The sequence below is a fragment of the Patiriisocius sp. genome (genome assembly GCF_051252435.1).
Lineage (GTDB): Bacteria > Bacteroidota > Bacteroidia > Flavobacteriales > Flavobacteriaceae > Patiriisocius.
In genome coordinates this window covers 988689-1008451 of record NZ_JBPOFW010000001.1, presented here as the reverse complement: position 1 = coordinate 1008451, position 19763 = coordinate 988689, and the positions used below count along the sequence as shown (strand labels likewise).

The window sequence follows — 19763 nt, the reverse complement described above, 5'->3', positions numbered from 1 at the left end:
TTAGAAAGTACGGGATATTTCTTCGGAAATGTCCCAAAAATTAGTTCTTTGAAAATGAAATTACACTACCGTTACTACCTGAAGCGGTAATATGATTTCGACGGGTTTTTCTGGGATGTTTAACATTTCAGAAAACATAAAACCCTGTGAGCGTTCTGTAATAGGAATGCTACAAATATTGTTTAATCCATTCTGACCACATTATTGTGTGTCAGGACAAAAATTAATGACCGTGAACTACGAATTATTCATTAGATCCAGTTCACAAGAAGTTGATTTTGCGCTGTTAAAAGATGGAAGACTCATCGAGTTAAACAAAGAAGAAGAGGCAAACAATTTTGCGGTGGGAGATGTATTTCTCGCTAAAATTCGCAAAACTGTACCGGGACTCAATGCTGCATTTGTCAATGTAGGCTATGAGAAGGATGGTTTTTTACACTATCATGACCTTGGGCCAAAAATTACTTCGATGTTGAAGTTCGTAAAACGTGTAAGCACAGGTAAACTTAAAGAGTATTCTTTAAAAGATTTCCCATTTGACAAGGAGATTGATAAAAACGGAGGCATTAACAATGCCATTAAGTCAAATCAATCTATTCTGGTACAGGTTGTAAAAGAACCTATTTCCACAAAAGGACCTCGTATAAGCAGTGAGCTTTCAATAGCTGGCCGTTATATTGTTTTAGTTCCTTTTTCAGATCGTATTTCTGTTTCTCAAAAAATAGAAAGCCGCGAAGAAAAAGACAGACTCAAACGATTGATTACGAGTATTAGACCTAAAGGATTTGGTGTTATTATACGCACCGTAGCAGAGGGCAAAAAAGTAGCAGAACTGGATAAAGATTTACAAAATCTAGTAGATCGCTGGACAGCGATGTGCAAAAAGCTACAAGGGGCGCACCACCCAAGTAAGGTGCTAAGTGAGTTAAATAGAGGAGCCTCTATGATACGCGATGTTTTTAACGACTCATTCTCCGCAATTCATATTGACGACGAAACCCTTTATTTACAAATAAAAGATTATGTGCAAGAAATTGCACCTGGCAAAGAGAATATTGTCAAATTATATGACTCAAAAGTACCTATGTTTGAAAAACACGGTATCGAGAGACAAATAAAAACCTCCTTTGGTAAAACCGTATCGGGTACTAAAGGAACCTATTTAGTGATTGAGCACACAGAAGCCATGCACGTCATTGACGTAAACAGTGGTAACCGTAGCAATAAATCCAATAATCAGGAACAAACAGCCTTAGAAGTAAACATGATTGCAGCTACTGAGGTAGCAAGACAATTACGTTTGCGAGATATGGGCGGTATTATAGTGATAGATTTTATTGACATGGCACAAGCCGGCAATAGAAAAAAATTGTTTGACCACCTTCGTAATGAGATGAAGGAAGACAGAGCAAAGCACAAAATATTACCCCCGAGTAAATTTGGCTTGATACAAATTACCCGCCAGCGTGTGCGGCCTGAGATGAATATTAAAACTCGAGAAGATGCCCCATCGGGCGAATCTGGAGAAATCGAAGCGCCAATTATCGTTGTGCAAAAAATTACCGAAGAGCTTAAAAGGCTTTTCAAAAAAGACTATAAAAATGTGACATTGAGTGCACACCCTTTTATAGCAGCCTTTTTAACAAAAGGACTTCCATCTGTGCGCCATAAGTGGTTTATGGAGCACAAAAAATGGGTGAAAATACAACCTAGAGATGCTTACACGTATCTGGAATATCATTTCTTTGACAAGAATGGTGAAAGATTAAAATAACCAAAACCCCTCACTGCAAAAGCAATGAGGGTTTTTTTATGTCTTATTTTCTTCGGAAATAGCCCCGTAACCCCCGAAGGGGAACTTACTGGTTTAAGATGCTCCCCTCTTTTTCCCTCCCGATAGCCATCGGGAGGGAAATTTAGCTTAGCTGAATGGGGTGGTTATACTAAATAAAAAACTACACATATATTAAACTCTAGATGTCCAATCTAAACTAGTATTTTTGAGTCTGAATGTACGATACCCACAAAACATACTCCGTTGAAGAAGCCAAGCGCAAACTAGAAAAGTACTGCGTGTATCAAGAGCGTTGTCATCATGATGTCAATAAAAAATTAAGAGAAATGCGTATGATTCCTGAGGCAATTGACGAAGTTATCGGTCACTTGCTGGAACATAATTTTTTAAACGAAACTAGATTTGCACAAGCATTTGCAAGAGGGAAATTCAGACAAAAAAAGTGGGGGCGTAATCGGATTACGCGAGAATTAAAGATGCGTCACATTTCGGCTTATAATTTAAAACTTGCTTTAAAGGAAATCCCACAAGGGGAATATGAGGCAACGTTTGAGACCTTATTTGACAAAAGAGTTTCACAAGTTACTGGTGAAACCAATATCCAAAAAAAGCGAAAAAAAATAGCAGATTACCTCCTATATCGTGGATGGGAATCTGCTATGATTTATGAAAAATTGAGAGACCTTAAATACTAAAAGAAGCTCCAATAGTAAAGTTGAATTGGTTATTCAATTCTTTTCTAAAAGTTTGTTCAATTTCAATATCGTCTTCGTTCTTATAACGAGCTACCGGTAAATTAAATTCTGCAAAAACTCCAATCCCGTCTGTAAAAAAATATCTTGAACCTATATGTGCTCCAAAGTTTTTTAGTCCCAAGTCTAATCCCGGATATACGTCAAAAGCTTCACTTACGTTGAGCACATTGCTCAAATGTGCACTAAAACGAGCGCGCAGATCAAAACGATCTGTAAACTCAGGGTCTTCGTAAGTTGTAAACGTAGGGAGTCCATTTTCATCAACAACAATAACTTGTCCTGCACTAGAATAATTCTCAACCCCTAGCAAATAAAGCCCTTTCACTCCTATTGAAATATTTTCACCCAATCCATAATCCAGTGTTGCTGCGATACCTGTTGCATCAGATTGAATATTTGCTCCTACTCCAAATTTTATGTCTCCTGCCCCACTATATGCGACTTGAGAAATTATGATTGAAGAAATCATACATGTAAAAACTGTAAATAGATATTTCATTTTTAAAATTTTTTTGGTTTAAGTTGCATCAAACGCCTAAGTAAACGTAAGTGTTATATTTTGAGTAAAAATACTAAAATCTTTGAGGCAACAATCAGTTAATTCCAAGCTTTGAATGCGTTATTTCAATTGCTTTCTTATTTTTCCAGTCAATCCATTTTTGACCCCTTAACTTACGCATTAGGTTATCAAAATGTCGCATAAAAAAAACATTATAAACAGCTCTACCCAATCGTAAAGGATTTCTAGGAACTGCCCTTAAACTCATTGAAAAACCAGGTGTTATATATTTCATATAATGCCAATATCCTTCTGGCATATAAAGAACCTCACCGTGATTTAAGTGTGTTTTATATCCCTCAGCTTTTTTTAATGCTGGCCATTTTTCGTAATCCGGATTTGAAAAATCAATATCTTCTCTTGTAATCAATGAATGAGGAACGTGATATAAATAATCATTCTGTTTTTGGTCAAATAGGATGACTTCTTTTTTACCTTCAAAATGAAAATGAAATATATTGGCTAAATCAATATCGTGATGCATAAATGTAAAAGAATCTCTTCCGCCAAAGAAAAGCATGGGCAATCCTTTCATTAACTTTAGTCCAAAGTCAGGCCATTCATAATCATTTTGGAGTGCTGGAACTTCTTTTAAAACATTCCAAAGAAAGATACGGTACTTGGTGGGCTCTCTTTTCAGAAGTGAAATATAATCACGCATTTTCATTTTTGCGTGAGGTTCATTAAAACCATCTTCGTGAGATACCGGGCGGTCATCGTATAAAGGAACTTCTTTGTCGCCCACAACTTCAGCAATATAATCCAAATTCCATTTAGTGTAAGCAGGCCAATCTTCAATAAAGCGCTCTATAACTACTGGAGTTTGTGTTTTGAAGTATTTAGTATAGAAATCCTTAGAAGATATTGTTTCTATTCGCTCTATTTCGTGTAATTGCATGTGGTTTGTTGAAGATAGTAAATGTACGAAACAGTAGGAATTAAGGTTTTAAAATTATCATAAAAAAGTGGCCTTTTAGAAAGATAGCTCTGTCATATTTCTTCCCAAGTGTGACCCAATAGCGAAATAGAAGATATTGCCAAAATTTAAATAGGATATCGCAACTTTTTGTAATTTGGAACAAAAATAAGGCTTCTGTTTTTATGTGCCTGTTAATAAAATTATTATGGAAGAATTAGAACCTCAAAAAAGCTGGTGGAGCCGAAATTGGAAATGGGTGGTGCCCGTGGGTGGTTGTTTTACATTAATCATACTTGTGGTACTGGGACTTGCAGGTTTGTTTTTTGGGATTTCCTCTGCAGTGACAGACACCTCAGCCTACACCGAAGCAATGAAACGCACTACCGAAAACGAATATATTATTGAAGTACTTGGCGAGCCTATTGAAAAAGATGGCTTTGGGAGTACAAGCGTTAATTACACAAATGGATATAAAACGATTGAATTTACAACTCCTATTAAAGGGCCTAAAGGAACTGCGACCTTAAAAGTGATTGGCGAAGGAATGGATGATGTTTGGAAATATTCGCAAATGGACGTTTTTATTGGGACTGAAGACACAATCGTTAATTTGCTTGAGGATAAAGTTTTAAATGAAGATTTCTAAAATACTTATCAATCGCACGGTACACTTTACTCAATTTCTCTTTAGTAATTACGCATGTAAACCCTTCTCGTGAGACAAAAGAAGTTCTACATTGAATTAACACCTAAGGATACTTTCCATCTTCTTTCCTCTTGCCAACTCATCAACTAATTTGTCTAAGTAGCGGACATTTTGAGTCAACGGATTTGTAATTTCTTCCACGCGATAGCCACAAATTAATCCTTTTATTAAATGTACATTTGGATTCACTGAAGCTTCTTTAAAAAATGTTTCAAATGTTGCTTTTTGGTCAATCTTTTCTTTTTGTTTTTTAACAGTATATCCCGTGAGCCACTCGATGACTTGTTGTAGTTCCTTTTCGGTTTTACCTTTTTTCTCCACCTTAGTCACGTAATGTGGATATACAGATGCAAAGGTCATTTTTGCAATTCGCTCGTCGTGGTGGGCTGTAGATTTCATAAACGAAATTTTAGGCATTATTTTTATTTCTATCCGAAGGTTTGATAATCATTCTAAAATTTTGATCCTTTGACACATAATAACCTATCCAATTATAAAAAGCTTTTACTTTATTTCTGAAATTAACCAACCCCATTATATGTACAAATATCCAAATAATCCAAGCTACAAAACCGTACAATGTGTGCTTTTGGTTAGGGAAATCTAAGACTGCTTTATTTCTACCAATGATAGCCAAGGACCCTTTATCATTATACTTAAAAGGTTTCCAATTTTTCCCATTTCCGCCTAAATTAGTAGCTAGGTTTTTTGCTTGTTGCAAGGCAGGCTGTGCCAATTGTGGGTGTCCCTTCGGGAACTCTTCATCGCCCATGACCAAGGCACAATCTCCCAATGCATAGACGTTTTCAAGTGAATTGACCTTATTAAATTGATCCGTTTTCAATCGTTTGCCCCCACCGTAGCAAACCTCAGAAAATCCTGGAAATGTTTTTGCTGAAACTCCTGCTGCCCAAATAAGGTTTTTTGAAGAAAGCTCTTTACCATTTGACAAATACACAACCTCGCCATCAAAATCTTTTACCATTGTATCCATGATTAGATGTACACCTAGTTGGGATAATTTTTTTGAAGTGTATTCACTTGCACTATTTGACATTGCAGACAATGCGTGTTCGTTTCCATCTATCAAACTTATTTCTCCGAGGTCTTCTTTACTGAGTTCAGGGTAGTCTTTCATGATGACCGACTTTTTCATTTCAGATAAAATTCCTGAAAGTTCAACTCCCGTGGGTCCAGCGCCGGCAATGACAAATGATAGTAGTTTTTTTCTTTCTTTAGGATTTTCAATGCGTGTGGCACGATCAAAACGGGTCAAGATTACATTGCGAAGCGACAATGCATCACTAATGGTTTTCATGGGTAAACTTTTCTCTTCGATATTTTTATTTCCGAAGAAATTAGTCTCCGTACCTGTTGCCATGACTAGGATGTCATATTGCAATTCGCCATTATTTAACACGATTTTATTTTCCTGCGGAATTACTTTCTCCAAAGAGCCCAACCTAAAACGGACATTTTTATATTTCCGAAGAATTTTACGAAACGGATAACTTATGGCAGAAGGTTCCATAAAGCCCGTGGACACTTGATAAATTAATGGCGGAAAAAAATTATAGTTATTGGTATCCACCAAAATGATATCGAACCCCTTTGCATTGCCTAATTTTTTTACAAATTCTAACCCCGCAAATCCCCCTCCAACAACAACCACTTTTTTAGAAGTATCCATATATTTCTATACCTTAAATTAAAGTAAAACAAAGGTAAACATTACAATTTTGTGAAGATTAGATTAAGGTTGGAAAGTGAATCCTAAAGCAAAACCTTACCCAAATAAATGCTTTACCACATCGTTTACCTTCCCTAATTTGATGATTTGTATTCCGTAAGTTGCTTTAGGAAGTTTACAATATTTTGAAATAATGATGGATTCAAAACCTAGTTTTTCGGCTTCGAGGATGCGTTGTTCAATTCTTGTCACGGGACGCACTTCTCCCGCCAAACCTACCTCAGCGGCAAAGCACATTCTTTTTGGGATGGCAATGTCAATATTTGAAGACAATACCGCAGCAACAACAGCTAAGTCAATCGCCGGGTCGTCCACAGTAATTCCGCCAGTGACATTCAAGAAAACATCTTTAGCGCCCAATTTAAAACCCGCCCTTTTTTCAAGGACGGCAAGTATCATATTCAATCGTTTGGCATTGTAGCCTGTAGCACTGCGTTGCGGAGTTCCATAAACAGCGGTGGAGACCAGTGCTTGAATTTCAATCATCAATGGCCGCATGCCTTCCAAGGTTGCTGAAATCGCCGTCCCACTTAAATCCTCGTCATTTTTTGAAATTAATATTTCCGAAGGGTTGCTAACTTCTCTCAATCCGCTGCCTTGCATTTCGTATATTCCAAGTTCGTTGGTGCTTCCAAAACGATTTTTATTCGCACGCAGAATTCTGTAAATATGATTTCGGTCGCCTTCAAATTGGAGTACCGTATCCACCATGTGCTCCAGTATTTTTGGCCCCGCAATGTTACCGTCTTTGGTAATGTGACCAATTAAGATAACAGGCGTTGCAGTTTCCTTTGCAAACTTGATAAGTTCGGTCGTAGTTTCTCGAATTTGTGAAATACTCCCTGCGCTACTTTCAATATAATCTGTGTGCAGCGTTTGGATGGAATCAATCACTACGATGTCTGGTTGCATTTCGGCAATATTACGAAAGATATTCTGCGTTTTTGTCTCAGTAAGGATATAGCAATTTTCGCTATTGGGGTAAATACGTTCGGCACGCATTTTAATCTGTTGCGCACTTTCCTCGCCCGAAACATATAGCGTTTTATATGGTAATTGTAATGCTATTTGCAGCATCAAAGTACTTTTACCAATTCCTGGTTCACCGCCCAACAATGTTAGGCTTCCGGGTACTAATCCGCCACCAAGTACTCTGTTGAGTTCTTGATTTTGTGTGTTGAGTCGCGCTTCTTTTTCGGTTGAAATTTCTGAAACCCTTAAAGGTTTTACCACTCTTTTTTTATTGGATTGTCCCGTTGTTTCGGGAGCTTCCCACGTTACTTTTTCGGCTTTTTGAATGACCTCCTCGGCAATGGTGTTCCATTCTTTACAGGCGGTGCATTGCCCTTGCCATTTTGAATATTGGCTGCCGCAGTTTTGACAGAAAAAGGTGGTTTTGGTTTTTGCCATAGGTGTAAATGTAGGGATATTTTAGGTGGTCTAAAAGTGGTTTTCCTTCTGAAATTTCAGGAATGAAAAAGATTTAAATATTTTGAATTTCTTTAGAAATTTTAAACTCATCAACCCTATGAAATGTTTTTTACCAACGGTGCAAAATGTAAAAAAAGTCACATTTCCGAAATCAAAAAACTGCGTTCACTAAAAAAAACGTGCGTTCACTAAAAAAAAATCTTCGTTCAGGTGCTATTACTTAGTTTAGTGGCTCCCCAAATAATGTTAAACATTTTAAATTACTAATTGATGAAAAAAGTATTACTCTCACTGGGGCTTTTATGTTCCATTACCATGTTAAACGCCCAGGCACCAGCTAATGATGATTGTGCAAATAGAATATCCATTGCAGTAACAACGGTTTCTCCAACAACAATCGCTCCTGTAGATCTAAGCCTAGCAACCGAGGATGACCCTGCCTTTACTACAAATTGCGAAACGAATGCTTCATTAGTGTTTTTTGATGTTTGGTATGAATTTGTAATGCCCGTAAATGGTAATATTGTTATTTCGGCCATTGGTGGTACAGAAACTATAACAGTTTATGACGGCTGCGGTGGTACTGAGATTTTTTGTGGTTATGACGACTCTATAAACGATGGTCTTACTGCTGGAACTACCTATGTTCTTAGATATTCTGAACGCGATTTTTTTGCAAATGTTTCAAGCTTTTCAATCCAAGCTTTTGAAAAGATTGCAAATGACGATTGTTCAGACAGACAAACAATTGCGGTTACAACAACTGAGGCAAATACGTACGCGGCAGATTTTAGAGCTGCAAGTGAAGATGACCCTAATCTTACTACGGATTGCGAAAACAGTGCGTCAATAGAATATCTTGATGTTTGGTATGAATTTACAATGCCGGTAACGGGTAATGTTGTAGTATCTAACACAGGAAATACAGAGAGTTTTACGTTATATGATGGTTGTGGAGGGACAGAACTTTCTTGCGATTCTGGCAATTCTATAATTAACGGTTTAAGTGGTGGAGTTACATACATCCTTCGTTATTCTGAAAGGGAACTTTTTGCTAATGCTTCAGATTTTTCAATACAAGCGTTTGAAAAAGTCGCAAATGACGATTGTGCAGATAGACAAACCATTACTGTGACAACCACAGAGACAAATACGTATGCGGTAGATTTTAGAACTGCGAGTGAAGATGACCCAGATTTCACTACTGGTTGCGAGACGGGCGCTTCAATAGAATATTTTGACGTTTGGTACGAATTTATAATGCCAGTAACGGGTAATATTGTATTGACAGACACAGGAAGCACCGAAGGTTTTACTTTGTATGATAGCTGTGGAGGTACAGAGGTTACTTGTGTTTTTGATAATTCAATCATTAGTGGTTTAACTGCTGGAACTACATACGTACTTCGTTATTCTGAAAGGGAACTTTTTGCTAATGAATCAGATTTTTCAATACAGGCTTTTGAAAAAATTTCAAATGATGACTGTGCAGACAGACAAACGATGACAGTAACGACGACAGAGACCAATATGTACGCAGTAGATTTTAGGGCAGCAAGCGAAGATGACCCAAATTTTACTACTGGTTGCGAGACGAGCGCTTCAATAGATTATCTTGATGTTTGGTATGAATTTGCAATGCCAGTTACGGGAAACATTGTAATTTCAGATGCTCAGAATACAGAATTTTTTACTTTATATGATAGCTGTGGAGGTACAGAAATCTCTTGTAGTTCTGATGACACAGTAATAACTGGTTTAACCCAAGGAACTACATACGTATTGCGTTATTCTGAACGGGAACTTTTTGCAAATGTTTCAGATTTTTTAATTCAGGCTTTTGAAAAGGTTAATAATGATGACTGCGGAAATGCGACAACCTTAAACTTAAGTACTTTAAATACAGTGCCAGTTGTAACTGAATTGAGAGGAGCTTCGCCTGACACCCAAATAAGCTGCGAGAATTCATCTCAAACTTTTCTAGATGTTTGGTATGATATGACGATGCCTGTAGACGGAGAAATCCAAGTAAATAATGTGAGTAATTTAATGTACATCGCATTCTTTGATGCATGTGGAGGCGATGAAATTTCATGTTTCGTAAACGATGGCTCTTTATTCAATGTAGAAGCAGGAACCAATTTGAAAATGAGAACCTCGGTTCGTGATATTCATGCAGATGAATATACTTTTGATGTAAGTATTGTTTCAAATGCATTACCCGCATGTACCGGAACAACTGAATTTATTTCTGGAGCATGGAACAATGGAACTCCAGACAACACAATGAATGTAGTTATACGAAACAACTATAATTCAAGCACCATCGACCCAGCTACCTCAATGCCTTATGGAAGTATTGAAGCTTGTAGCGTTTCAGTTGACACAGGCACAACTGTCACTATCACAGCAAACGAATTTATCGATGTTTCTTACGGCATTACAAATAACGGAACGATCAATGTAAATCATCAAGCTAGTATTGTTCAACGGGATGACGCAGCAGTTGTTACAAATAATGGAACAATACGTGTAAATGTCACAACCCCATCAATAGATCCACGCGATTTTATGTTAATGGGAAGCCCAATGAGTGCTGAAACTCGTGAAGGAGTTATTGTCAATGCGTTTAGAGTTTTAGAACACAACACGGGTAATTTTATTCCAGACCCAACGGTCGCGGCAGCATTCCCAATGGCTGAAAATTTTGCTGATGATAATGGTGATAACTGGTCAGTACACACAGGACTTTTAAATCCGGCTGAAGGTTATTTTGTACAACCGCAACCAGATCTCCAAACTGGAGGTGCATTTGACCTCACTTTTGACGAAGGAACTTTAAATAATGGTGTTGTTGAAATCCCATTACTGTACAACGGAGATAAAAATAGCAGCCCTAATATTATTTCAAACCCATATCCATCGGCGATTTTGGCAGACGATTTTATTACGCTCAATGCCCAAATTGATGAAGTATTTTTCTGGGAACATTTAACCGAGCCAAGCACATCAATACCTGGCTACCTCAATTCAAACTTTTCTATGCAGGATATTTCAATGTATAATTTAATGGGCGGTGTAAAAGCAGCGAGTGACCCATCTGAAAACGACACAAAACCTAACGGGCTAATTGCTACCGCACAAGGATTTGGTATAAAAGCAAATGCCGATATGGGTATGGCAACTTTTAGCAATGTTATGCGAAGAGTAAATGGAAACACAACATTGCGCTCACCAGAAAACACAGATAAAATTTGGTTGAACATTACCAACGAACAATGGGATTTACACGGTGCTACGTTGGTAGGATTTTCTGAAAACGCTTCAGAAATGTTAGATCCTGGATATGATAGTCGCAGATTGGCAACCTTCTTGGGGATTTATTCTCACTTGCAAGATGGAAGCCAAGAGCTGGGAATACAATCGCTTGGAGCTTTTGAAAACACGATGAGTATTCCAGTAGGATTTTCTTCGCTGTTGGAGCAAGATGACGCGACCTATACTATTTCAATCGCAGAAATTGAAGGTGATTTAATTTCAACTGCAACGGTTTACTTAGTTGATAATGTAACTGGAATTACGACTAATCTTTCCAATGAAAAATACTCATTCAACAGCCCAATGGGAACTTTTAATAATAGATTCTTGCTTCAATTTGAAGAAGAAGTTATTTTGAACACAGCGGATATTTCGGCAGAGAGTTTTATTTTGTACCCTAATCCAGCGGAAGATTTCATTACTATCACGAGTCTCAATAGCATTAACATTTCCGAAGTTATCATTTATGATTTACAAGGAAGAAAATTGATTTCTGAAATTTCAGAAACCCAAAACAATCAAATGCGCATTGATATTTCTACCTTGAGTAGCGCGGGATATTTAATGTCTATCGTGACCGAAAAAGGTACCGTCACGAAAAACATATTGAAAAAATAAGTAAGTAAGTTAAGTAGGAAAGAGAGTCGGCTTTTGAGGAGGAGCCGGCTTTTCTGTTTTTGATTGTGTTGTTATACTTCATTTAAAATTTAAATCTTAAAAAAGAAGAATCCCTTTTATATATGAAGCTATAAGAGGGATTTTAAATTTATTTTAATGAGGGTTTAATAACCAAATTCGCTTTTAATGTCATCTGCCTTATCTAGCAACATGTCCACGGTAATAAAATCAACTTCTTCTTTATCAGATGCCACTTGAAAGTTTATCATCCCTTTTTTTGTTTTGCCTGTAGTATTTTTAACTTAAATAAATATATTTATGAATTAACTAAAATGTTAATGAAACATCCTACATTATTTTACTTACTATTTTTAGGCGCTTCACTTTTTGCTCAAGATATTTCTTCGGATAAAATAGTTGAAAAATTTGAGCTGAATATTAATCAATCCCAAAATGGAGAAAGGTTGATATGGATGGATAGTTTGTCCACTCATTTGAGAGAAAAAACTAATTTTCAGAGTGATTCAATTGCTAGAGAGACAGTAAAATATGCTTTAGAGCTTGATTCCCTAGAGGTTGCAACCAAAAATACGGCTTATCTAATTTACTTTCAAAATAATATTACCGGAAACTTAGAAGAAGGAAATCGTATTTTTCTAAATTTTTTGAATAAAGCAGAAGTGTGTAGAAATCATCGCGCTTTATCAAAATTCTATCTTGAAGGTGCAGACAATTACTTTTATCTTGAAGACCAAAAAAATGCTATAAAATATTATAATCTTAGTGAAAGGGAAGCCTTTTTGGGCGATGATGATATAATGATTGGGTTAGCAAAGATGTATAAGGGCAACGCTTTAAGTTTTATGGGGGAGTTTTCTGAGGCATCTAAGGAGCTTCAGGAGGCAATACAAATCTTTCAAAAGAAAGAGAATATTTATTATGTTATTAGTGCTAGAAACTTACTTTCAGTTTTGTATAGTCAGAATTCATTTTTTGAAGAAGCCAAAAAAGAACGTGATGAAGCCATTTTATTAGCAAAAAAGATAGGAAGTTATGGACACTTAAGTGCTTTTTATAGCAATGCTGCACACGATTATCGAAGTCAAGATTATTTTAAAAAAAGTATTGAGAATTTAAAAATGGCTTTGAATGCTTCTAATAAAACGGATAACCCTAAATTTTACGAATCTAAAATATTGACAGATTTAGCCATAACGTATTCTGAAATCGACAGCATTCCACAAGCTGAGTTTTATTTGAAAATGTTTGAAGAAAGATATAAAGATAGAATTGAGAATGTGCGAGAGTTATATTTAGGAGCATCAAAGAATTTAGCATTTGCAAAAAAAGATTATTCTTTAGCGCTAAAATATGGAAAGGAACATCTAAAATTAAAATTAAAAGGGACACATTATGGAAATATTCAGGAGGCAGAAATATTTATGTCAAAAGTGTACGAAGCTCTAGGAGATACAAGACAGTCATATATACATTTTAAAAAATACTCTCAGATTAAAGATTCTATTGGAAAAACAAAGAAGATTAAGGCACTGTCTTATTATCAAACTTTATACGAAACAAAAAAGCGGGATTTAAAGATTAATGAGCAACAAAGTAATATTGCCTTACTAGATGCTAAAAACAGACTTTATAATCAATTACTATTTTTTGGAAGTATAGCACTGCTATCTATATTTGGGTTTATCTTAGTAGTCCGATCAAGGAATGCTGCCAATCGAAGGCAAAAAATGCAAACACTTTTTTCCCAAGATTTAATTAAGGCACAGGAAGAAGAAAGAATACGAGTGGCCCGAGATTTACATGATAGTGTTGGGCAAAAACTAATGCTGCTTACGAAGCAAACTAAAACTATTGGTAATCCAAAGATGGAATCACTAGCAGAGAACACCCTTCATGAATTAAGAATGGTCTCTCGTGGACTACATCCAGCAACTATAGATAACTTAGGAGTAACCGCAGCTATTAAGACAATGATAAATGAAGTAGATGCAAATACAAATATATTTTTTACCAATGAAATAGAAGATATAGATAAGCACCTATCCAAAGCTGCTTCATTACATTTGTATCGAATTCTTCAAGAGCTATTAAATAATATGGTAAAACACGCAGAAGCCAAAGTAGCCTCTGTGAATATTGAAATAAAAAAAGACCATATTAAAGTGATTGTAAAGGATAATGGAAAAGGGTTCGGATTTTCTGAAAAATTAAAACTAAAAGCTACTTTAGGTATGAGAACTTTAATGGAACGCGCAAGCATATTAAAGGCAACTTTAGATATTAAATCTAACCCAAACAGTGGAACAAAAATAAAATTAATAATACCATATAAAAATGTTTAATAAGAAGGATATTTCAATTGTGGTTGCCGATGACCATCCAATGCTTTTAAGGGGATTACTTGATGAGCTTATCGCAAATGGATATAATATAATAGGCAGCGCTACTAATGGCACCCAGGCTTTAGAGCAGATTTTGAGTCTTTTCCCAACCATTGCTTTGTTGGATATAGATATGCCTATGCTAAGTGGTTTTGATGTTGTTAAGATGGCCAAAGAAAAAGGAGCTTCTACAAAATTTATAATGTTTTCATATCACAGAGAAGCCGAATTTATACTCCAGGCAAAATCCCTTCAAATAGATGGGTATTTATTAAAAGAAGATTCATTTGTAGAAATTGAAAAATGTATGGATGCCGTTGTGAATGGACGAGAGTTTTTCAGTTCTTCCTTTGATTCAAAAAAAATAAAGGATATGTCTGTTGAAATAAAAAGATTACAGTGGTTAACTCCTTCTGAAATGACTATTTTAAAATTGGTTGCTCAAGAAAAATCAAATAAAGAAATAGCAAAGGGTCTTAGTGTATCTGTAAGAACTGTCGAAAAACACCGTAGTAATATTATTTCTAAGCTTTGGAGTAAAGTTGAAAGTAAGCCTCTGAATTTTTGGGCAATCACACACCAAAAACTCATTCTTAGCTATAATTAATTTGAAATAGGAATGTATAAAATAAGGGGCAATTGTATACCAACGTATAAATTAAACCCCTTAAATAATTAACTATTAACTATTAACTAATTTTTAATAATCCTTTGTGTCAAAGAATCTTCTGACGTTTCAATACTAAATAAATAAACACCTTTAGCTAGTAATGAAATATCTAGTATACCATTATTTAGCTTAACCTCGTTTATTTGCTTTCCTGTAATATCAACTAAACTACTACCATATACTTCAATTTTCTGCGGAATAGATACATTAACAATGTCTGAACTTGGGTTGGGATATATTGCAATCTTTGAGAGTAAAGTATCTTCTGCGTCTAAAATAATTACGGGCTCACTACGCATGGCCCAAGCCATACTGGAATAAGTGGTTCCTCCAGTGATGCTCGTAATATTTGTCCAGTCAGTAAGACCTTCCCCAAGTATATTAAGGGGGTCTATAATTACGGGCTCAATAGGAGGGAGTGGGTCTGCTGCTGAAGACCCTTTCCAATTCCATCTTGCAATGCCATTGGGGCTACTATCTACTGATGGGAAAAGAGAAATCCAATAAGTGCCTGCTGGCAAGACTACCTGGTTCCCTCCATTGGCATCTGTTACCTGAATATTAGTAAAGTCGGTTCTGTTGCCAAATGGGTATCCATTTTCATACTTTGAATAATAAACCGAAGGAATATCGGACAATTCAAGAATTCCAGTTCCAGGCTGTGTGGGATCTCCGGCAGGAACTCCATTGTCATCGGCATAAATATAGATATTGAACCCTAATTCGAGAGGGCCTAAATATTGAATATTTTCTTTTAAACCCCCAGGAACATCTATTTCACCTATTGCTGTTTCTTCAGTTAGCACAAAGGAATCAGCTACAATTACCATAGTATCATCATTACCTTTCGTTGAAAGCACACTAAGAACTTCACTTATTGGCCTATCAATAACCGTAGTTTGTGCAAGGGAGGTAAAAAATGTAGCACATAAAAGGAGTGCTACTAAAAGCGTATTTTTTTCCATAATAGAATTGGTTTAGTATTTAATATGTTTTTAGTTCAGTTTGAATGTGCTTATCCAGCATTTCATTATTCAACTATATATTTGATGCAATTTAGGTCGTAAAAAACAGTCTTGAAATACGTAGTGGCACGTAGATACTGCGTAAGCAAACGTATGGTATAATAATTTCAAGGCAGTTACCTTAAAAAGGTGTAAATTATGAATAATTAATTGGAATCGTAAAATTAACTTTTATGCAATGTCTTAATTTTATAAAAGGGAATTTTGTCTTTAATCACAAAATTCTACCTATGCACCTAATAATAAGAGAAAATCTGTAATAAACAAACTTTTGTTATTTCAGTTAATTGTTACGCAATATGGAGGAATTATTCAAAAGAGTAGGTTTTGTAAATAGTAGGAATATGTTGTTTTTTATTAAGAAAAATTTATTTTATAAGTATATCTGCGCAGTATCTACGTACTACTACGTATTCTGACTTTAGTGTCTAGGGTGTAAATTGCACCATATAAAAATTTAAATCATGAAAAAAATTACATTACTTGTTTTTGCTTTATTTGGAATGTTAAGTGTACTACATGCGCAACAGAGGAAGGAAATAAATACCACGGAACAATTGGTTGGGATTGATAATATTGACCATCCTACAGAAACTCTAACAGGAGAAACTTTGTATAAAAAATGGAAAGAGGTTCGAAGGAACAAAAAACCTTTGAGTGAATACTTCAGCAAAAAAGAAATAAAAATTCTGAGTACTTATTTAAGTAATAAAAATTCTCAGCAAAAAAATTCTTCAACAAAAAGTGCTGCCTGTGGGCTTTTAGATTTCCCAATTACTGTTGAACCTATTACTTTGGTAGATTTTGCAGGAATCAATAATTTGACAGATGCCGCAATTAATGGAACACCTGCAAATGAAGATTTCACCTCAATTTCTGGAGATGTAGAGCAAGGAATGAGCTACTCTATTACCTTAGAAGGAAATACCAATGGTAATAATATTAATAGGTTTGTGGTTTTTGTCGATTGGAATCAAAATGAAATTTTAGATAATACCAATGAAGTCTACGAAATCACCAATACCCTTATAAATTCTACTGGGATAGATGGTGTTCAGGTTACCGCAACAATTGATGTTCCTGCTGGTGCAAATTTGGGTACTACCAGTATGAGGGTAAAGAAAATACTTGGCACTACAGATTATTTAAATCCTTGTTTGGGAGCAGATAATGGGCAAGCAGAAGATTATACAATTAATGTAAATGGTAGTTTTTTTAATGAACCTAGACGCTATTTAATAGATAGTGTAGATAAACAATTTGCGGCACTAGGAACAATTGGTAGTGATATTAGTTTTGTGGCTCCCTCTCCAATTGCTTCAGGAGAGAATGCTGGGGCGATAGACCCCAATGATGCCTATATTGGATATGTACTGGATGAAGCAGGAAATTTTTATCAAGTTGAAGTAGAAACAGGAACGTACACCCTTTTAGGAAACTTGCTAAGTGGTTGGCATGGGATGGAGTTTGATATAGCTACGGGAGTATTATATGCAATTACCTCTACCGATTTATATATTATAGATCCTAATGCGATTACCGCCACCTTGGTAGGCTCTTTTGGTTTTACAAACGGAGAACGACCCATAGCATTGGGCATAGACAACGGTATAGGGTATATTATTGATACAGAATATGAAGATTCATACTCAGTAGATTTAAGTTCGGGAACAGCTACTTTACTAGGGCAAATGTTTGTTGATTCTGACCAAAATAGGATGGGTGATGTCGCAGGAATGGATGGACTAAAGATAGTATATACAAATCAATCCTCCTATCGTACTGCACCACAGGCTAATTTGGATCCTACTACTGGAAGCGTTAGTGGTGGTCTTGTTATAGGGAGTCTTGGTCTTTATAATGCAGAGTATGGATGGTATTCTTATGGGCAATTATTTCCAGATACCTCTCCTTGTGCATTACCTATCTTTTTAGATGCTTCTGCCTTAAGTGGAACTGAAATTAGTTTTTTCTGGCTTAATTTTGACGAGTCGGATGCTGTTAATGGCTATGATTGGGAAATTTATTATAAAGGGGAAGACCCAGATACAGCTACTGCCTCACAAAGTGGTCATACCCCGCAGTTTGAAACTTTTGTAGACATTACAGGTTTAACTAGTGGTTATTTCTATGATTTATATGTAACCAGAGATTGCGGTGCTAATGGTACAAGTGGAAGAACAACACGAGTAAGGATTCAAACATTTTTAGATAATCCTGAATGTGGAATTCAAAACTATTTTGACAGAGGCGGTGGTAATGAAACCTATGCTAGCAAGTTAGATGAAGCAAACTGGACTATTTATTCTGACAATCCAGTGTTTCCTGAAAATCCAGGACAAGGGGTAGAGGTTAACTTTTTAGAATTCGATTTACAAGATGGACATGACGTGATGTACATATATGATGGTCCAAACCGATTTTTTCCTTTAATTGATAGTGGGCAACCTGAAACTTCAGTTACTGGATTTCCAGCGGGAGGGTATACTGGAAATACATTGCCAGGAACTTTTAGAGCTACCCACCTTAGTGGCGCATTAACCTTTGTGTTATATACTGATGATGAATACACAGACAACACCGGTTGGAATGCTACGGTAAATTGTTTTCAATTACGCCCACCTAACGACTTAATAGTAAATGCCTATGATGTAGATGAAATAAGCGGTTTCCCCTATAGAGACCAAAATGCTATCTTACAATATGCAACTGAAGAAACATTGAACCCTGTAGGGTGTAGTATATTTGATAAAAAAGGAGTATGGTACAAGTTTGTAGCTGAAGAAGATGCCATTGTATATGCTGAAGTAGTTACTCCTTCAGGAGAGACAAACATTACATTTTATTCAGCCCCTAATGAAAATGCAATTGAAACAGATTTAACATATGTAGATCAACCTACGAACTATTGCGACGCAACAAACCTTTCTTATATTAATGTAGAAGAGGGGGAGGCTTATTATGTATATGCCATAAATACAGAAGGTGAAACAGATATTTATATGACATCATCAACTATTTTAGGCTTAGCAGATAATAAGATAGAGGGCTTTAGCTATTATCCCAACCCAACATCAGGAGTATTAACACTCAATGCTATGGACAACATAGGTGTAGTAGAATTTTATAATCTATTGGGTCAAAAAATGGTGTCCGAAAATGTAAATGGTGTCTCCACTCGTCTAAATCTATCTGAATTAAAAACGGGTGTCTATTTAATGCAAGTAGAAGTAAATGGTCAAACTGGAACCTATAAAATTGTAAAGGAATAAATTAAAGTAAGTTTTATTTATAGTTAATAATTAAAGGCCATCGGCAATAAACGTGGATGGCTTTTTTGATTTTATAATAAGATTAGATCTTGCGCATTGAGCATTTTAAATAATTCTGATTTTGATACTCTTAAATTTTTTTGAATATACTTTTAATGTATTTTATTATTGTTAACGCATTTATTTTAGCTATTATTCTGGTTTTATAGTACCGAATTCTAATACGTTGATTTGTATTCGCTCTGAATATAACCTCTATATCTAATAAATGCGCTATCACTTATTTACATTATAATATTTTTAAGTTAATTTATATCACAACAATTGTCACTCTACACATCACAATATCTTGACTTGGAAATGCATAGATATCCTTCTTGCATATTTTTGAGCGAGAGAGTTTAGATAATTCATAAATTTATAAAGGCAAACTATCCATAACAAAGTAATCTTCAAACTCGTTAAAATGATCTGCTAAATTTAAACGAACATTATTGTGGCAATCGAATAGTTTGGAAGTTTTCGAAACAAAAATTTCACTAC

General features: G+C 35.7%; 13 protein-coding genes and 1 pseudogene. 7 read left to right on the top strand and 7 right to left on the bottom strand.

Features of this window, described 5'->3' with window-relative positions; genetic code table 11:
- Positions 1 to 232 precede the first annotated feature (232 nt).
- Positions 233 to 1774, top strand: coding sequence for an Rne/Rng family ribonuclease (locus ACSHW7_RS04425; protein WP_435678264.1), 1542 nt, complete (start codon positions 233 to 235; stop codon positions 1772 to 1774).
- A 236-nt stretch (positions 1775 to 2010) separates the two neighbouring features.
- Positions 2011 to 2490: a regulatory protein RecX gene (locus ACSHW7_RS04420; protein WP_435678101.1), complete on the top strand. Its 480-nt coding sequence runs from the start codon at positions 2011 to 2013 to the stop codon at positions 2488 to 2490.
- Here the strand turns inward: ACSHW7_RS04420 and ACSHW7_RS04415 are convergent.
- Both ACSHW7_RS04415 and ACSHW7_RS04410 read right to left on the bottom strand, forming a co-directional pair.
- Positions 2480 to 3049 (bottom strand): DUF6646 family protein, encoded by a 570-nt coding sequence (locus tag ACSHW7_RS04415; RefSeq protein WP_435678100.1) that lies wholly within the window; start codon positions 3047 to 3049, stop codon positions 2480 to 2482. The genes ACSHW7_RS04420 and ACSHW7_RS04415 overlap by 11 nt on opposite strands.
- 94 nt (positions 3050 to 3143) lie before the next feature.
- A complete protein-coding gene (locus tag ACSHW7_RS04410) occupies positions 3144 to 4007 on the bottom strand; it encodes a cupin-like domain-containing protein (RefSeq protein ID WP_435678099.1) in 864 nt (287 codons plus the stop codon).
- Positions 4008 to 4233: 226 nt separating this feature from the next.
- On the opposite strand from ACSHW7_RS04410, the gene ACSHW7_RS04405 reads away from it, so the two are divergent.
- Positions 4234 to 4674 (top strand): cytochrome c oxidase assembly factor Coa1 family protein, encoded by a 441-nt coding sequence (locus tag ACSHW7_RS04405; RefSeq protein ID WP_435678098.1) that lies wholly within the window; start codon positions 4234 to 4236, stop codon positions 4672 to 4674.
- A gap of 96 nt (positions 4675 to 4770) precedes the next feature.
- Here ACSHW7_RS04405 and ACSHW7_RS04400 read toward each other — a convergent pair whose 3' ends face one another.
- The 3 genes from ACSHW7_RS04400 to radA form a co-directional block, all read right to left on the bottom strand.
- Positions 4771 to 5133: a DUF2200 domain-containing protein gene (locus ACSHW7_RS04400; RefSeq protein ID WP_435678097.1), complete on the bottom strand. Its 363-nt coding sequence runs from the start codon at positions 5131 to 5133 to the stop codon at positions 4771 to 4773.
- Positions 5134 to 5143: 10 nt separating this feature from the next.
- Entirely contained in the window at positions 5144 to 6424 is a 1281-nt protein-coding gene (locus ACSHW7_RS04395) for an NAD(P)/FAD-dependent oxidoreductase (protein WP_435678096.1), read from the bottom strand.
- Between the two features lie 96 nt (positions 6425 to 6520).
- Positions 6521 to 7894, bottom strand: coding sequence for a DNA repair protein RadA (gene radA, locus ACSHW7_RS04390; protein WP_435678095.1), 1374 nt, complete (start codon positions 7892 to 7894; stop codon positions 6521 to 6523).
- A gap of 291 nt (positions 7895 to 8185) precedes the next feature.
- Between radA and ACSHW7_RS04385 the strand changes: the two genes are divergently transcribed.
- The 3 genes from ACSHW7_RS04385 (at position 8186) to ACSHW7_RS04375 (ending at position 14860) form a co-directional block, all read left to right on the top strand.
- Entirely contained in the window at positions 8186 to 11851 is a 3666-nt protein-coding gene (locus ACSHW7_RS04385; protein WP_435678094.1) for a T9SS type A sorting domain-containing protein, read from the top strand.
- Between the two features lie 338 nt (positions 11852 to 12189).
- Positions 12190 to 14214 carry a tetratricopeptide repeat-containing sensor histidine kinase gene (locus ACSHW7_RS04380; protein ID WP_435678093.1) on the top strand — a complete coding sequence of 675 codons (2025 nt, stop codon included), beginning with the start codon at positions 12190 to 12192 and terminating at the stop codon, positions 14212 to 14214.
- Positions 14207 to 14860 (top strand): response regulator, encoded by a 654-nt coding sequence (locus ACSHW7_RS04375; protein ID WP_435678092.1) that lies wholly within the window; start codon positions 14207 to 14209, stop codon positions 14858 to 14860. Before ACSHW7_RS04380 ends, ACSHW7_RS04375 begins: the two co-directional genes overlap by 8 nt.
- Before the next feature lie 86 nt (positions 14861 to 14946).
- On the opposite strand, the gene ACSHW7_RS04370 is transcribed toward ACSHW7_RS04375, so the two are convergent.
- Complete coding sequence (locus tag ACSHW7_RS04370) at positions 14947 to 15783, bottom strand: T9SS type A sorting domain-containing protein (protein WP_435678091.1); 837 nt, start codon at positions 15781 to 15783, stop codon at positions 14947 to 14949.
- A gap of 629 nt (positions 15784 to 16412) precedes the next feature.
- Between ACSHW7_RS04370 and ACSHW7_RS04365 the strand changes: the two genes are divergently transcribed.
- Positions 16413 to 19220: a GEVED domain-containing protein gene (locus ACSHW7_RS04365; RefSeq protein ID WP_435678090.1), complete on the top strand. Its 2808-nt coding sequence runs from the start codon at positions 16413 to 16415 to the stop codon at positions 19218 to 19220.
- Between the two features lie 349 nt (positions 19221 to 19569).
- Here ACSHW7_RS04365 and ACSHW7_RS04360 read toward each other — a convergent pair.
- Positions 19570 to 19707: pseudogene (locus ACSHW7_RS04360) on the bottom strand (IS982 family transposase); the annotation flags it as partial.
- Positions 19708 to 19763 lie beyond the last annotated feature (56 nt).

Coding starts and splice junctions, on each gene's coding strand:
- ACSHW7_RS04420 (WP_435678101.1), top strand. CDS start 2,011: ATGTACGATACCCACAAAACATACTCCGTTGAAGAAGCCAAGCGCAAA.
- ACSHW7_RS04415 (WP_435678100.1), bottom strand. CDS start 3,049: ATGAAATATCTATTTACAGTTTTTACATGTATGATTTCTTCAATCATA.
- ACSHW7_RS04410 (WP_435678099.1), bottom strand. CDS start 4,007: ATGCAATTACACGAAATAGAGCGAATAGAAACAATATCTTCTAAGGAT.
- ACSHW7_RS04405 (WP_435678098.1), top strand. CDS start 4,234: ATGGAAGAATTAGAACCTCAAAAAAGCTGGTGGAGCCGAAATTGGAAA.
- ACSHW7_RS04400 (WP_435678097.1), bottom strand. CDS start 5,133: ATGAAATCTACAGCCCACCACGACGAGCGAATTGCAAAAATGACCTTT.
- ACSHW7_RS04395 (WP_435678096.1), bottom strand. CDS start 6,424: ATGGATACTTCTAAAAAAGTGGTTGTTGTTGGAGGGGGATTTGCGGGG.
- radA (WP_435678095.1), bottom strand. CDS start 7,894: ATGGCAAAAACCAAAACCACCTTTTTCTGTCAAAACTGCGGCAGCCAA.
- ACSHW7_RS04385 (WP_435678094.1), top strand. CDS start 8,186: ATGAAAAAAGTATTACTCTCACTGGGGCTTTTATGTTCCATTACCATG.
- ACSHW7_RS04380 (WP_435678093.1), top strand. CDS start 12,190: ATGAAACATCCTACATTATTTTACTTACTATTTTTAGGCGCTTCACTT.
- ACSHW7_RS04375 (WP_435678092.1), top strand. CDS start 14,207: ATGTTTAATAAGAAGGATATTTCAATTGTGGTTGCCGATGACCATCCA.
- ACSHW7_RS04365 (WP_435678090.1), top strand. CDS start 16,413: ATGAAAAAAATTACATTACTTGTTTTTGCTTTATTTGGAATGTTAAGT.